The 14,797-nt window shown below is 45.6% G+C and carries 13 protein-coding genes and 1 pseudogene; 6 read left to right on the top strand and 8 right to left on the bottom strand.

Translation table 11 applies throughout. The features are described 5' to 3' along the window. Positions 1–81 precede the first annotated feature (81 nt). Both J0L70_RS30390 and J0L70_RS30385 read right to left on the bottom strand, forming a co-directional pair. Positions 82–399, bottom strand: a complete 318-nt coding sequence (locus J0L70_RS30390; RefSeq protein ID WP_287457096.1) for a hypothetical protein — start codon at positions 397–399, stop codon at positions 82–84. Positions 400–602: 203 nt separating this feature from the next. Next, a complete protein-coding gene (locus J0L70_RS30385) occupies positions 603–1,502 on the bottom strand; it encodes a transposase family protein (protein WP_287457095.1) in 900 nt (299 codons plus the stop codon). Between the two features lie 87 nt (positions 1,503–1,589). Between J0L70_RS30385 and J0L70_RS30380 the strand changes: the two genes are divergently transcribed. From J0L70_RS30380 to J0L70_RS30370, 3 genes are all read left to right on the top strand, one after another. Continuing rightward, positions 1,590–1,976 carry a hypothetical protein gene (locus J0L70_RS30380; RefSeq protein ID WP_287457094.1) on the top strand — a complete coding sequence of 129 codons (387 nt, stop codon included), beginning with the start codon at positions 1,590–1,592 and terminating at the stop codon, positions 1,974–1,976. A 91-nt stretch (positions 1,977–2,067) separates the two neighbouring features. Continuing rightward, positions 2,068–2,394 (top strand): CU044_2847 family protein, encoded by a 327-nt coding sequence (locus J0L70_RS30375; RefSeq protein ID WP_287457093.1) that lies wholly within the window; start codon positions 2,068–2,070, stop codon positions 2,392–2,394. Continuing rightward, positions 2,391–6,404 (top strand): HEAT repeat domain-containing protein, encoded by a 4,014-nt coding sequence (locus J0L70_RS30370; RefSeq protein ID WP_287457092.1) that lies wholly within the window; start codon positions 2,391–2,393, stop codon positions 6,402–6,404. The genes J0L70_RS30375 and J0L70_RS30370 overlap by 4 nt, the downstream gene beginning before the upstream one ends. Positions 6,405–6,460: 56 nt before the next feature. Here the strand turns inward: J0L70_RS30370 and J0L70_RS30365 are convergent, their stop codons facing one another. Together J0L70_RS30365 and J0L70_RS30360 are read right to left on the bottom strand one after the other, a co-directional pair. Then, positions 6,461–7,273, bottom strand: coding sequence for a site-specific integrase (locus tag J0L70_RS30365; RefSeq protein WP_287457091.1), 813 nt, complete (start codon positions 7,271–7,273; stop codon positions 6,461–6,463). Continuing rightward, complete coding sequence (locus J0L70_RS30360; protein ID WP_287457090.1) at positions 7,257–7,607, bottom strand: Arm DNA-binding domain-containing protein; 351 nt, start codon at positions 7,605–7,607, stop codon at positions 7,257–7,259. The genes J0L70_RS30365 and J0L70_RS30360 overlap by 17 nt, the downstream gene beginning before the upstream one ends. 114 nt (positions 7,608–7,721) lie before the next feature. Here J0L70_RS30360 and J0L70_RS30355 point away from each other — a divergent pair, with 114 nt between their 5' ends. Further along, on the top strand, positions 7,722–8,315 hold the full coding sequence (locus tag J0L70_RS30355; protein ID WP_287457089.1) for a hypothetical protein: 594 nt from the start codon (positions 7,722–7,724) through the stop codon (positions 8,313–8,315). A 112-nt stretch (positions 8,316–8,427) separates the two neighbouring features. On the opposite strand, the pseudogene arr reads toward J0L70_RS30355, so the two are convergent. The 4 genes and pseudogenes from arr to J0L70_RS30340 all read right to left on the bottom strand — a co-directional run. Next, positions 8,428–8,760, bottom strand: a pseudogene (gene arr / locus J0L70_RS32095) (NAD(+)--rifampin ADP-ribosyltransferase); the annotation flags it as partial. A 48-nt stretch (positions 8,761–8,808) separates the two neighbouring features. After that, positions 8,809–8,994 (bottom strand): type II toxin-antitoxin system RelE/ParE family toxin, encoded by a 186-nt coding sequence (locus tag J0L70_RS32090; protein WP_353736682.1) that lies wholly within the window; start codon positions 8,992–8,994, stop codon positions 8,809–8,811. Next, positions 8,931–9,125: a hypothetical protein gene (locus tag J0L70_RS30345; RefSeq protein WP_287457087.1), complete on the bottom strand. Its 195-nt coding sequence runs from the start codon at positions 9,123–9,125 to the stop codon at positions 8,931–8,933. Before J0L70_RS30345 ends, J0L70_RS32090 begins: the two co-directional genes overlap by 64 nt. Next, complete coding sequence (locus J0L70_RS30340; protein WP_190651709.1) at positions 9,122–9,367, bottom strand: type II toxin-antitoxin system VapB family antitoxin; 246 nt, start codon at positions 9,365–9,367, stop codon at positions 9,122–9,124. The genes J0L70_RS30345 and J0L70_RS30340 overlap by 4 nt, the downstream gene beginning before the upstream one ends. 494 nt (positions 9,368–9,861) lie before the next feature. Here J0L70_RS30340 and J0L70_RS30335 point away from each other — a divergent pair, with 494 nt between their 5' ends. After that, entirely contained in the window at positions 9,862–12,966 is a 3,105-nt protein-coding gene (locus J0L70_RS30335; RefSeq protein WP_287457086.1) for a restriction endonuclease, read from the top strand. A gap of 51 nt (positions 12,967–13,017) precedes the next feature. Further along, positions 13,018–14,790: an SWIM zinc finger family protein gene (locus tag J0L70_RS30330; protein ID WP_287457085.1), complete on the top strand. Its 1,773-nt coding sequence runs from the start codon at positions 13,018–13,020 to the stop codon at positions 14,788–14,790. Positions 14,791–14,797: the final 7 nt, after the last annotated feature.

The raw sequence follows: 14,797 nt of genomic DNA, 5'->3' as shown, positions 1-14,797 counted from the left end.
TGATGTCGTGTGAACCGCAGTTCGGACAGGTTAGTAAGGGCTTGATCATCAAGAGTCAGCTCAAGTCAATCTCCTTTTCTATTATCGCTTCCTCTCTTTTCTACGTCCTTCCCTATAAAGCACTACCAGGATTTGAAAGGGTGTTCCGTCCGCTGCCAGTCGCAACAAATAGTCCAAATCCTGTTGCTCGTGAACCATCGACGCATGATCAGTCCCTGCATCAATCACTAAAGCCGTCGGAATGTGTTCTGTCATCAAGAGTTTCCGCGCCATTGAAACCGCGCCATATTTACCTTCACCATCAATGAATTTGACCTGTTGAAGAGACTCCGATGGCAAAATCTTCCTAAGAATTGCTGCATCGGTCGGTCCCTCTACAACAATGTACGCTTTACTCATAGCACTTCCCGCTCCTCACGAGGTCGAATATCAAACAGTAGACCTTTCCAGAAATTTACAAGCGATACTGTTCCTGGCTTTGAGGGCAATCTCACCAGGATAGTTGCCGGACGTAATCATGCGGGTTTACAGCAGTTTCTATCAGCAATGAACCATCAAGATCGAGGACTTACATCACCCTCACCTCCGGTTTTTTCTACTTCTTAAACGGGCAGTTCAATCGCGCCTAATCGCAGTCGAACTAATCCACAAATGGCTAAGATGACTTGTGCATAATTGTCTTTTCTCAACCGCACAATCTCTTTGGCAGCACGGAAGATTTTGAGATGACGCATCAAGTGTTCAATCACAATGCGTTCTCCTGCAAAAATGCGATTGGCTTGGGTTTGCGCTTCACTCAGTTCCCGTCCTTTTGGCTTCTTGTGTGGAGTGCGAGTGCGGTCTGCCCCTTGATAGGCTTTGTCTCCCGCAAACGTTTGCACGTCTTGAAACTGGGACTGCTGTTGCCGGAACAAGGTGATATCGGCACTCGGACCGGGATGGGCAACGATGGCATCCACGATATCGCTGCCATCGGGCAAGCCAATCACCGATTGTTTGTAAGTCGTTTGCTTCTTTTTGCCGGAGTAGTATTGTGTCTGTTGGTCTGAGTCACCGGGTCGTTGACGCACCCGCTCCGTACTATCGACTATCAATTCCCATTCGGTCAGCATTTCTGTAACCACAGACCAAGCTACCTCGCACTCTTCAAATTCCTCAAACAGGCTCGCTGGCAAAGCTTGGCGCAAAAACTGCACCCAATAGTGCATTACCGCATGAGCTTGGCTGGAACTCACCTCAAACGTTAAGCCTAAAATCTCAAAGGTTGGATAGTGTCGCAAGTAGTATAAGCACAACAGAATCTCGGTTTCAGCACTCAGCGTTGTTGGGCGACCTGCTCCAGCAGCATTGACCCGAATCTTTCGGCTGTTCTGTTGGGCAATGGATTCTGCTTCTAACTGTTGGAGATACCGCAGTAATCGCGACAATTGCTCATATTCAATTCCTATTAATGAGCAACTGCGATGCGGAGAAGTCTGGATATAATGAAACAAGTTTTTCATTCGATGGTGAGCGGTAAAAAATCCGTTCTACCATCTTTTTTCTGCCTAATTTAATTTTTGAATACGTCTATTTAGTAACGTCGCATTATGAATCACGAAGATGCAACGAGCATTCTACAACAAGCGATCGCGCTCCTCCAACGTGCTGAATTGCTACTGGAAGAACTGAATGCCAAACTAGACTGTCTTGAATCCTTTCAAGTCTTGCCTGAATGGGTAGACAAACACGATGCTGCTAAGATTGTCTGCAAGCATTGGAAAACGCTCGATCGATGGCGAGTTGACCCAAACAGCACCTTACTTGAGGGTCTTCACTGGCAACATGACGGCGGCGAAGTCGTCTACCACGTTGAACTCCTAAAAGACTGGTATCGACACCGAGGCAATCCATCAGCTCATCAAAGAACGATTGACAGTTTCATTGCTTCTCTACCTAGCAATCAACCGAGAAGATCAAAACGCAAAGCGTCTTGAGATGGTTTCAAATTCAGGATCATCCTTGAAGTGGCATGTATTATATCGGACTCTTATAATATCGGGGTACTGACCGCTAGAGATTGATCAAATGGCTTTTTCAGATTCCCATACGGAAACCGTTTCAGTTCAGCTTCCGAATGGAGCGATTGTCAAAGTCGAAGTCGCTAAAACTGGACGAGAAGACGTAAGCTTTGACCCAAAACAGTTTCAACCTGTCGCAGATGCGATCGAGGGTGTCGTGCAAATGATTGCTACTCCGATCCAAAAGGTGAAACCGAAGAAGGCGACGGTGAAATTTGGGATGGAATTAGCGATCGAGTCTGGTCAGTTAACCGCAGTCATCGTCAAAGGCTCAGGCAAAGCCAATCTAGAAATTACCCTGGAGTGGGAAGCTGCGTCTAAGGTTGAGCCATGAGTCAGTTAGAGGATTTGTTGCAACACTGTACCGTCAAACTCAGCCTGAGCAATCGGGTCGGTTGGGGCACTGGATTTTTTGTGGCTCCGGGCTGGATTCTAACGTGCGCTCATGTAATTCAAGCGGCACAGGGGCAGCCGATTCAGGTACGGTGGCAGAACCAAGAAAATTGGGCAGAAGCAGTTGTAGAGCGAGCGATCCCGGACCCCTACGACTTAGCGTTGCTGCGCGTGACGCTTCCTACTGATGCCAATCCGCCTTGTGTGCTTCTGGGTGAGGAGGTTCGTTCTCGCGATCCACTGTATTTGTTTGGCTATCCCGATGAGGATTTTCCTAACGGCTGTCCTGTCACGCTTGCCTGTGAGGGATTAACGGGAGACACTCCGCCGCTCATCAAGTTTGCTTTGGGGCAGGTGCGACCTGGAATGAGTGGAGCGCCATTGCTGAATCAGAGAACGGGCGAAGTTTGTGGGAGCGTGAAGTTTACTCGTGATCGCTCCTTTGATTTAGGCGGTGGTGCTATATCCGCTGCTGTTATTTTGGAGCAGTTTCCCCAATTGCGACAATTACAACAGCAATTTCATCAACTTGATCAACGGTGGAGCAACTTATTACCGACTGCTACTAATCAAAGCAAAATCTTAGATGATCAAAAAGTTCGTCAGTACTTAGATTATCTTTCCCGAAGTGAATGGTGGAATTCCTATCGTTTGACTGAAGCAATCTCAGCTCAACAGGCAACCTTCACGTTTGAACAAATGGTGCAAACTGAAGAGCAGAGTCAAGAGAATCCAGCACAAAAAGAGAAGCGGGTTTGGGCTTTACTTGAAGGAATTATTCACTATGTCAAATCGGAGCCTGTCTTGTTGGTCGGCGCTCCAGGATTAGGCAAATCGACCACACTGTTACGCCTCTTGGTTGATTTAGCAAGGCAAGAACTCCGGATCACAAACCCTCGAATTCCTGTTCTGATAAGGCTAAAAGATTATGCAAATTCTGCGCGTGAAACTGGAGATAGCTCAGGAATATTAGCTCTCATTCAAGAAGCACTGAAACCAGACCTGTTTTTAGAAATTACAGCTATCGAAACGCTGCTGTTTCAGAAGAATTGCTTCATTCTGTTACTCGATGGATTAAATGAAATTCCTGCAAATGTGATTCAAAATAAATTAACGACATTTCGGCAGCAATGCGATCGCGCTGGTGTCCCGCTCGTCTGCACTACTCGCAATCTGGGTTTTGACCTCGGCATCCAACGGAAATTACAGCTACAAACGCTCGAACCTTCTGAAATTCAGCGATTTTTGCAACACTGTATGCCAGGGCAAGAGCACCAGGTGTTGAACCTCCTGAACAAAAGTAACCCTGAACTTGGAAAAACTCCCTTCGTTCTGTGGATGCTCTATGACGTATTCAAAAAATCAGGTGAAATTCCAGAAAGCATAGGAGAAGCATTTCGTAAGTTCAAAAGGAGCTATACCAACTACAAACTCAATCAAGAGGGCATTCCAGTTTCAGAGGAGATGATTGACTCATGGAACTTGTGGCTTGAATATTTAGCTTTTGAGATGTTGCGATCGCCCGATCCTCACGATCCAGGTTTGATCATTTCAGAAGGGCAGGCAGCAAAATTTCTAACTCAATTCCCCATCACTCCAGCACTAGATCTCAAGCAAGCTCAAGCGGAAATCAAAAATCTCTTAAAATATCACCTATTACAAACTAACAGATGCGAAATCAGTTTTTGTCATCATATTATTCAGGAATACTATGCGGCTGAGTTTTTGCTGCGACAACTGCCGGAGCTTATTAATGAACCATTAAAGCTGAAGCGAGAGTACCTTAATTACTTGAAGTGGACTGAGGCAATCGCTTTAATGTTGACCTTGGTAAAAGAAGAACTTCAAGCCCAACGTGTGGTCAAGTTGGCGCTGGAGGTCGATTTATTACTAGGCGCGAGATTAGCAGGTGCAGCTAGTCCGCAGTTTCACAAGAAGACTGTAGAGCTAACTAATCAATTAATAGACAGTCGAAATCTGCCAGAGTGGTTGAGAGTAGAGCTTTGGGGAAGAACACGATCGAAAGAAGTTCTTCCATCGCTTCTTCAAGCATTGAATAGTCAGGATATCAATGTCACCCGAATCGCTGCAAATTTTGTGGGACAGACTAGCGACCAAGCCGTAATTGATTTTCTTGTAAATAGATTAAAAGAGATTGATTCAGTATTTTTTGCTCAACTATCCTTTAGAGATAATGACCCAACAGCTGTTACCTGGATGGCTCATATTGAGGCATTAGCATATATCGCTCCACAGAAAGCAATCATTTTTCTTCGTAGTAAGCTACTGGCGGATCGAAGAAGCGGAAACGTCTTGATATGGACGGTAACTCAAGCACCAAGTCTACTTATGAAGCTTGATGGTCAAGCATGTCTCGAACTACTGATACATGAACTGAGAAATCCAGAAATTCAAAGCGATAAAAACTATCTATTCAATTTAGTTGGAGCAGCTGATAGAAACTCTCTTGAACCGTTTGTTCCCCAATTAGTAGAAATTTTAGAACAAGAACAAAATGTATCTATTCAGATACGCCTAATTGAGCTACTAGGGAAATCGACGAGTGAGCTTGTCACTCAGACACTAATTAATTTTGTCGCGCATCCTGACTCAAAACTTCGTGATGAAGTCAAAAAGAGGCTTATCAATAGAAGAATTGAAGATCAAAGCCGACTAGAACAATTGCTGACTCATGAAAATTCCGATATCGCTAGAACTGCTGCCTTCACTTTGGGCAGTCTGGGGAATACTTCCGCTCTCCCTACACTCGCTGAAGCGGTAAAGCTTGGGATGACTTCCGCAAAGCCTAACTTATCTATTGAGAAGGATAATTGGGCACATATCCGATTAATGGCTACTCAGGCTCTAGGATGTGTTAATCATGAAGAGGCGATCTCACACTTACTAATTGTTTTGCGTTCTGATGATAATTCAGACGTTCGTAGAGAAGCAGCATTTTCATTAAGTAATTTTGGCAGGCGAGAATCTATTCCAGAACTATTGATTGCTCTGAATAAAAGCTACTTCAGTCGGATACAAGCGATCAGATGCTTGGCAAAACTCAACGTGAAAGAACCCTTATGGAATATAGTTCAGTTAACAGAGGAAGGATGGCAAACTGCTGCTGTTGAGCTTGGTAAGCTCGGCAGAGCAGCAGTGCTGCCCTACCTGCGTCAAGCACTAATTGATGCAGGACAGGAATCAACAAACGAAGTGATTAAAATTCTATCTGAGTTGGCTGATCACGATACGTGCAATTGGCTGGTAGAAGCATTAGAAAACCCAGGGCAGTATAGAGCAGATCGATATTTCTCCAACAGGGTTGCTTTAGTTCTTGTTGGATGTCATCCCGAAATTGCGGCAAGCAAGTTACGAGTTTTGCAAAACATAGCTACCAGGAATTACATTGAGCAGATTGCTTGGGTAATTCCAACCATTCAAAGCCGCTACAAGTTTTACAATCACGAAGTTGCTCAAGGTCTTATTCCTTCAGGCAAAACCGTTGCTATCTACTTTTCCTATGCTTCAAACGATGAACTTCTACAAAATGAACTCGTTAAACATCTGGACGTACTCAAACGCCAAGACGCTATTACAAGCTGGGATCATCGTAAAATTCTCCCTGGAGAAGAGCGAGAACAAGTGATTAACGATCGCCTCAATACGGCTGATATCATTCTGCTGCTAATCAGCCCTGACTCAGTGGCAGATGACCATTGCTATGAAGTAGAAATTCGACGAGCGATCGCACGACACCAGGCAGGTGAAGCTCATGTTATTCCTATTTTGTTGCGTCCTGTGAACTTAACCGGAGAACTCTTGGGCAACATACCCGTCTTGCCCAAAAACGGTGTGGCTGTAACTCTTTGGGACAATCAAGATGAAGCATTTCGAGCGATCGCAGCAGAAATTCAAGAAGTCGCAATCAGAATCAGCACAACAAAGAGCTAGAACTTGTCACGATTTAGATGCTCTACATCTAGCTTGGATGGGGCATGAATTATTTCCTAGTCCGCTAGCAAATCCGGTGGTGGTGTAATATATCCTTCTCCATCGTCCAGGTAATTGCGAAACAACGTCCTCGGATCATGCCCTAATCGACGCGCTACGATCGCTGGATTTTCCCCATACTCATAAACGCTGATCGTTGCGGATGTTCGACGGCTCGTGTAGGGACGACGATAATCGATGCTCAATTTCTCCAGCACCGTTTTCCAAGCTCGCTTCGCAAAATTCCGGGTACTAATTATTTTCCCTCGTCGTGATAAAAAAATAGGAGCTTCGGGATCGACCTTGGCAGGGCGACGAGCCAGAAGCAATGCCTTGAGTCGATCTGGCAAAGGCAGCGATCGCGCCCGATACCGTTTCTCCGCCTTGCGATCTCCATCCACAGTTACGCTCTCACCAATCCAGACTGTTCCACAATCATCACTCACATGCTTCCATAACAGCGCAACCGCTTCGCCTGTCCGACATCCAATTGATAAGAAAAACTCCACGAAATCGCCATAGAAGCAATATTCAGGATCGGTGCGAAACCCCTGCACGATCATTTTAATTTCGTCACGCGTAAAGGACTTCGGTTTCTGCTTGGGTGGCACTTTGAACGAGGACACGACAGGCAACCAAGGATTATCCGGGCACATCTTTTCTAAAACTGCCCAGTCCCAGCAAGCCGAAATAAGATACAGCTTATCTTTTACGGTAATTGGCTCTAGCTTCTCTAAGTTTGTCAGCCAGTCGCGAAATACAATCGTTTCAACTTGTCCGATCGCATTGGCAGGTTTCGCGCGGAAATGCTTCTTAAGATGTGACAGCAAGCCCCGGTATAATCAACGTGGACTTGTAAACGTGCGGCGTCTTCGCCTCTATATACCGTTCAAACAGAGCAACCACGGTCAGCCTTGTCGTCGATTGCTGCACACGGTACTTGTTGAGTGTGGGGTCGAAGTGATTGGTGGCTAAATCCTGCTCAATGATTTGGGCTTTCGTCTGAGCCACTTTTCGATTCACAGGGGTATCCGGCAGTCCTAAAGGCAGAACATAACGCCTGCCGTCGCCGCCTAATGATTTGATCCAGGACCAGCGCAATCGAAGGCGATCGTTTTGAACCAGAATTTCAACTTTTCCGGCTTGGGATTTTGATTGGGCCATAGTGGCACTCGCTGACTAGGGGGTAGTTTCGAGGCAATTTGAGTTCCAATCTAGTGCCAATTAACGCTCCAAATCGAGGTAAATCGTACTAGATTCTGTACCAATTCTACCGCAGTGCCGAAGTCCCCTTTCCACGAGAAAAGCCCTGCAAGTATTACCCTGCAAGGCTTTCATCTAATCGGAGCGGCGGGATTTGAACCCACGACCCCTACTACCCCAAGATCGGGGTCATTTAGTAAAAGCTTTGTTGGTGAAGGAGGTTGCGCGATCGCTTCCAAAAATCCCCCCAAACTTCCCCCAATAGAGCTTTCAAGGAGAGAAACTTCTGATCGTTTCCACTTAGAGTCGGTATGCTTAGAATATAGAACCTATTGCTATATTTTCCGAAAAAAACCTGTGTTGAATTGGGATGCCGAAATCTATAACGTACCAGCGTATTTGGTGGCAGATGCCGCTCGATACGTGCGAATGCCTCTGGGCACGCTGCGGTCATGGATTAACGGGCGCTCTTATTCAACTCAAAAGGGGCAACAGCAATTTGAGCCACTGATTCAACGCCCTGATCCAAATCAGCCTAAACTCTCGTTTGCCAATCTCGTTGAAGCTCATGTTTTACGAGTCATTAGAGAAACGCATCAAATTAAGATCGATCGCGTTCGCAAAGCTTTAGATTATTTGAGTCAAGTCTTTGAGACTGAGCATCTCTAAATCCCTTACGAGTGGGGGACTTCAAGCTAAAGCAGCATTCGATTCTTAAAGTCCCCCATTTTGGGGGATTTAGGGCGCGACATCTGTCGCATTCACAAATTGATTTGGTATTAAGTGCTTCTGGAGAGTGTCCTTGCCAATCGATGACCTCGCCCATGACTCGCAGCGGCTCTCGCGATCGATAGGACTTCGTTGGATTCCTTGGGAATTTCTGGTTCGTTACATTGAGGTCATCCTCGATGAGTCCCGTCGGTTCCACGATGTAGATTCTGGCGCGTCCTTCACCGAGAGCTAGCTCTGCTCCCCAAATTGCCGCATCCAGATTGGGGGTGAGGTAGACATAGGGTGACGAGGGATTGCAGGACTCGATCAAGTCTCCTGCTCTCAGGTCTGCTTTTGTGCCGTGGTAGAACTGCTGCGAACTCAGATTGTTGATCGCTGCCATCGGTTCGCTCCTTTTCCTATCAGGCTGCATTGAAATCACGGGGTCTAGTTAGAGAGGATTGTCTTGATCCTTGTTGAACAAGGTGTCAAGATCCCGATAACCGCTGACTACACGGAGAATTTCGACTACTTCGTCGGTGACTCGATAGACGATGAGATAGTTGTCCTGAATCAAACTTTGATAATTTTCGCCCCATTCTTTTCGGGGCTTGCCGAGATTGGGAAAGCTGGCGATATTGCGAAGTTTTGGGTGAAGCGGCTCAAGAATTGGTCGGCGCGATCGAAGCCAGATGTCTCAGCAATCTGACGCAAAATTTCTTCGAGGTCTTGATTGGCTGGGGCAGTAATCTGATAACGGCGACTCATGAGGATGCCTGATTGCGCCAGGAGTCGAGTCTCTGTTTGAGAGCATTCATAGCGGTTTCACCGTCGATTAGATCGCCTCGATCAGCGGCGGCGGCTCCGATCATGACTTCTTGTTTGAGCTGCTGGCGGCGTTGGATATATTCGCGCAGCGCGGTTTCGACGATCGCTTCGGTGCTGGCTTCTTCGTCAAGAGCGATCGCAGCCTGTAAGAGTTCGCTGTTGATTTCTAGGGGAGTGTTCACTGGTATCTCCTCGATCTCTTTAGGGATTGAGCTTCCTCAAATATAGCTGATTCTAGCTGGCGAAATTAGATGGCAATCGTGCGGGCGATTCGTCTGTGGGAAATTTGGTGTTGTCGAATGCGGGAGCTTCGCTGTTATCGCGCCCAACAGTATGAGTGTCGTTTTCTCAATTTCAGTTAAACCAATAGTACCCGTAATATTCATTTCCCTATAGGGGCGATCTCGTACTGTTCGCATATATGCAGCAGTTAGGAGATGCCAAATCTCGATCGTCGTCGGACTTGCTGCCCCGATCGAGGAACGACTGACAACCGAGCTGGCGACAACGCCTCAAAAGAGAAGTGTTACAATTGTTCGGGCATAGAAAGAGTCGCTGAACAGTGCTGTATTCAAGTATGGATAGGAGTCTCTCAGCGTCCGGTTGTTCTATGTTTAAAGCCAAGCACGGCAGAGTTACTTATGCTACCTTGGTGAAGCTTTAAAGTGGCGAAATTATGGTTCTACCGCCTGTCATACAGCGTCCAGATAAGTTGCCTCTTAATGATTCTGCCTTTTCGTGGGATCGCTTTGAATCTTTCTGTCTTGATTTTGTCGCCGGGCTACCTGAGATTAAGAGTTGCCACCGATATGGCAAACAAGGAGACTGTCAGCAAGGAATTGACTTGATCGCTGAATTAGAGAATGGTGAGCAATGGGCTTTTCAATGTAAGCAATATGAGAAGTTTACGGAAAGGAAGGCAAAGCAAGCTATTCAAACAGCAACATATCAAGCCGACCGCTACACTTTATTACTATCATGCGAAGCAACAGCTAAGGTGCGTGATGCTATTAATTCTACTTCTTCTTGGAGTCTGTGGGATGTGCAGGACATTTCTCAAAAAGTAAGGGATCTTCCACAAAAAGCCGCTTGTCGTATTCTTGAAACTCATTTTGGCTCCATATGGAGTGAAGCGTTTTTGGGAGTTACTGAACCTATTAGTTCTGTCCCACTTACACAAGAGCGAGCTACTATAGTCGAAAAGTATAGAAACTGGCTTAAAGGAATTACATCCTCTCTAATTGTCCCAGGAATTCAAGAAAACCTTTCAATAGTAGAAGATTGGCTCTCATTGCAGACAAAACAGCATGGTGAAAAACAGGAATTTTTTGAGGCAAAGTATATCCCGGAGCTTTATCCACTGAGTGTCGTGACAGGTGAACCAGGTAGCGGCAAAAGTACTTTGATCAAGTATCTATCACATCGTTTGTCTGGTGCTGGAAAAATAGTTCTGAGAGTTCGACTTCCATCCGTCCGTAAAATACTGTCTATTTGTAGTTCGTTTGATGACGCAATTCTGCAAGATGCGATTAGCACCTCTTCCCTCAGCAAAGAGCAAGCACAGTTTGCACTCAGTAACCCTGATTATTTATTCGCTGATGGACTAGATGAGTGTGAAGACGATCGAGCGAACATAGCGGAGAAACTAAGATCTTGGGCAAGTGGTCACTCTGCAACTAGAATTATTGTAACGACGCGATTCGGCTATGAGCCAGAGCTTTTTCCTGACTGGCAATCTTTAGATCTACTACCTTTACAATCTTCAGAAATTCTTAAATTTGCTAATCGATTGTTGGGTGACCCATCGAATGAAAAGAAATTTAAGAGTTGGCTTGAGACCAACGGAACCTTGTCAGTTGCAGCAAAGAATCCTTTATTACTAGGATTTCTAATTCAAATCTTTCAGGAACAAGAAGAACCAATTCAGAACCGTGTAGAACTCTACGGGAAGATGATTGAACTTGCTTATAAACGTCCTTTACAGGATAGAGAAACAATCGATTTTAGGGAGTCAACTGCGAAACGTATTCTTGAGATAGCAGGATGGAAACTGCTATGTAGCCCTACTTGTTCTGAAAGCGAGCTTAGACATGCTGTAGGAAAACAATTAGCAAGTGAGTTAGGCATCAGTTCACTGCAAGCGCAAAATCAAGCAGAAGATGGAATCAGAGTCTGGGAGCAGCGGCGCATCTTTGAGCGCATCAGAATTGGCTGTGTTGATTCAATTGCATTCATTCATCGCACAATCAGTGAGTACGCCGCAGGGCGCTATGCTTCAGAGATGGAGCCAGAGAAACTCTATCAATGGATAACAGAGGTCAGGCAGAATCCTACGTGGCAAGAGACCATACTATTTGCTGCTCAACTGGGCGCAACGGAAGCAATTGTTCGCTATCTCCTTGAACTAGATAACCCAGATGTAGCCAATTCAAAAGAGATTTTATTAGCTGCCAAGTTGCTGCAAGAATCATCTGTTCCTTTACATGAATTATCTGTTCCTTCGCACGAATTAATAAAAGTTGTTGATCGATTAAAGCAGGGTTTAGAGTTACCTACACGCTCTATGGTATTTGAGGCAGCCGAGGCATTACTTGGTCTATCTCAACAGGCTCCAGATTTAGTTGGTGGAATTGCACAAGCATTGTTGAAGCATTCCCAGTCTTGGACAAGGTTAGCCGCACTTAGGCTATCTCTTGCTTCTAGTGACGAATACGTTGATATAGTCACCTTGGAAAATCAGATAGATATCATTGCTGTTGAAGTTAAGCAGAATCGAAGTAATGTTCAAGATAAATCAAACAAGAAGCATTTCAATCCATTCGGGCGTTTCACAGTGATGGAAGGATTTCAGAGTCAAATGTTGGTTCAAGGCTTCAAATTCCTACTTGAGAGAAAGCCAACTTCTGAAACTGCTCAGCGCATAAAAGCAGTTGTTGATCAAGGGCGAATAACGTTCGGAACTAAACGCTTCATAATAAAACTTGTTCTAGACGCGCAGAATAAAGCTTTAGAAAAGTTGCAAAGTAAAAGGAAGAATGGTGAGAAGGTAGAACAAGAATTAGCAGCATGGCAGACTTTATATTCTTTGCAAAATTATCTATTTCCTCCCCGTGAACTTTCTACAAGCTTTGCAGATACAATCATACAAGCCAAGCAGTCGCTGACAGAATTGAAGCATAAGCGATCCGTAAGAGGTGGTGAGCAAGTATTTCTCGAAGCAATTCTTCGTATTTCAGAATATGATCCGATATCACTTCCGGTAAAACTTTCCCAAGAGTTTCCTCTTCTAGGAGTTCTTATTCAAGGTATGCAGGGATGGGAGGTAACTAATCAGGATTGGGATAATTTAGGGCAGTACCAAAACCCTGAGACAGTTGATCTCGTTCTCAAAGGTGCAGTTACAGCAATGGGACTCGACCTTCATAGCTTAGCAGTCGAAGCGAAACTACTTTTAGAGCAGATTCAATGTGATATAGATTTCGACGAAATTGAATCTGCTTTGAACGATTCTGAGAACTCGGAAAGATGGTTATGGGCTTTTGATAAAGTTGCTGAAATTCGCGAAAAGACAGATTTCTTTACGCATGTTCCTGAAGTGCCTGCCATCCCAAGATGGGAGCGCGTTAAACACATCGAGCTTTCTATACAAATGCTGAGGAACGCTCTAGATCATCCTTCAGCGCTCATCAAGTACAATGCTGGTCTAATTCTTGTGCAGAAAATTGGAGAAGCTGAAACGCTCAAAATCATGAGCGCAAAAAACATATTGAACGCAGAGTGAAGCTTTCCCACAGTTCTGATAGGCTGAAAGTAGATGCTCAACGTGTGTTTTATGCAGTTCCCATCGATTTCTGAAGGCGTGATTCGGCAAAACTCAACTGAAAACTCGTTTAGTCGTGGCAAAGAGTACGATCGTGCTGGCTCAGTCGTGGATGTAGTGCAGCGCGGCACAATGTTGCAATCCGAAGTCGAAGGCACAGAAGTCAAACCTTATCGCGTGACAGTTGAGTTTGATGCTGGAGGGGTAACTGCTGCTCATTGCACTTGTCCTTACGAATATGGCGGGTGGTGTAAGCACATCATCGCGACTTTACTGACTTGTAATCGGCTACCGGATCAAATCGAAGTGCGTCCAACGTTGGTGCAATTGCTCGATCGCTTAAATCCGGTTCAGACTCAGCGATTGGTGCAAGAATTAGTCGCAGCACAGCCAGAGCTAATTGACTGGGTCGATCGACAAGTGCATTTAATGACCAATCCGCAGCCTGCGAAGACTTCCCGTAAGCCTCGGCGAAGTCCGATCGATGTTACTCCTTTCCGACGACAAGTCCGACACATTCTGCGCGAGGGCATTCGAGAACTGGAGTACGGTTGTGAGCATGATCCGTTTGGAGAAGCGTTATCGGAACTGATTGATCGGGCGCGATCGTTTTCTCAGAATGGTGATGGAGAGAGCGCTCTTGCCATTCTTGAAGCCATTACACAGAGCTATGCCGAAGAATGGGATGAACTGAATGAATATGGCGGCGAAATTTATGGCATTGATCAGGAATTGAACGAAGCTTGGACGGAAGCCATTTTGTCAACCGACCTAGATGAAGCGCAAGCCGTGGATCTCCAAACGATGCTCGAAGCTTGGCAAGATGAATTGCAAGCTGATTTTGGCATGAGCCTTGCGGCATTAGAACAGGGATGGAGTGATCCAACGTTGCAGGAAATATTAGTGGGAACAATCTCAGAAGCAGAATTTTGGCTTGAGGAGCGTCCTGATTTCACCGCAGATTTAGCCTTGATTCGGCTGCAAATCTTGGATCGACAGAATCGAGAAGCGGAGTATCTCAACTTGGCACGAGTGGCAGGATTAACGAAGCAATATTTGACTCGATTGGCTGAATCTGGAGAGGTTGAGACTGCGATCTCACTGGCGCAAACAGAACTATCGACTCTAGAGGAAGCGATTGCTCTATCAAAAACCCTACGAGAATCGAACCATCTTGCGGAAGCCCTAGACATTGCTCAACAGGGATTAGCGTTTTCTAGTTATGAGCGGTATGACTTTGCAATCTGGACGGGTGAGCTTGCCGAAGGGTTGAGTCAGCCTGAGATTGCCATTGAAGCATACCAGACTGCTTTTGGTGATCGCCCTTCCTTCGATCTCTACCAACGACTACCAACGCTATCGGGTAAGGGTTGGAAGCAGTTGAAGCCAAAACTGTTGAAGGCACTTCGCCAAGCGGATGCGTGGAACAGCGACGAAGCAAAAGTTACGATCTTTCTGCATGAGGAGATGTGGGATGATGCTATTGCAACCGTCAGCAAACGATACATCTACAATCCGTCGCTAGCTTACCGAGTGATGGATGCTGTGATTCCCTATCAACCGGATTGGGTGATTGATACTGCTATTCCGCAAGCCGACGAGATTATGAATGCGGGAAGGAGCGATAAATATAGCACTGCGATCGAATGGCTGAAACGAGTCAAAGCGGCTTATGTTGAGTCCGAACGCCAAGCCGAATGGCAAACTTATCGCAGCAGTTTAGTTCTGACGCATGGTAAAAAAAGAAAGCTGATAGCATTGCTGGACGCTGCAAAGTTGTCATAGTGGATCT

The organism is Leptolyngbya sp. UWPOB_LEPTO1, assembly GCF_017302695.1.
GTDB lineage: Bacteria > Cyanobacteriota > Cyanobacteriia > Leptolyngbyales > Leptolyngbyaceae > Leptolyngbya > Leptolyngbya boryana.
This window is presented reverse-complemented; position numbering and strand designations above follow the sequence as displayed.

What these genes read in the sequence shown, in the direction of transcription:
- J0L70_RS30335 (WP_287457086.1), top strand. Translation starts at nt 9,862, where the DNA reads ATGGTTCTACCGCCTGTCATACAGCGTCCAGATAAGTTGCCTCTTAAT.
- J0L70_RS30390 (WP_287457096.1), bottom strand. Translation starts at nt 399, where the DNA reads ATGAGTAAAGCGTACATTGTTGTAGAGGGACCGACCGATGCAGCAATT.
- J0L70_RS30345 (WP_287457087.1), bottom strand. Translation starts at nt 9,125, where the DNA reads ATGAGTCGCCGTTATCAGATTACTGCCCCAGCCAATCAAGACCTCGAA.
- J0L70_RS30370 (WP_287457092.1), top strand. Translation starts at nt 2,391, where the DNA reads ATGAGTCAGTTAGAGGATTTGTTGCAACACTGTACCGTCAAACTCAGC.
- J0L70_RS30360 (WP_287457090.1), bottom strand. Translation starts at nt 7,607, where the DNA reads ATGGCCCAATCAAAATCCCAAGCCGGAAAAGTTGAAATTCTGGTTCAA.
- J0L70_RS30385 (WP_287457095.1), bottom strand. Translation starts at nt 1,502, where the DNA reads ATGAAAAACTTGTTTCATTATATCCAGACTTCTCCGCATCGCAGTTGC.
- J0L70_RS30375 (WP_287457093.1), top strand. Translation starts at nt 2,068, where the DNA reads ATGGCTTTTTCAGATTCCCATACGGAAACCGTTTCAGTTCAGCTTCCG.
- J0L70_RS30380 (WP_287457094.1), top strand. Translation starts at nt 1,590, where the DNA reads ATGAATCACGAAGATGCAACGAGCATTCTACAACAAGCGATCGCGCTC.
- J0L70_RS30330 (WP_287457085.1), top strand. Translation starts at nt 13,018, where the DNA reads ATGCAGTTCCCATCGATTTCTGAAGGCGTGATTCGGCAAAACTCAACT.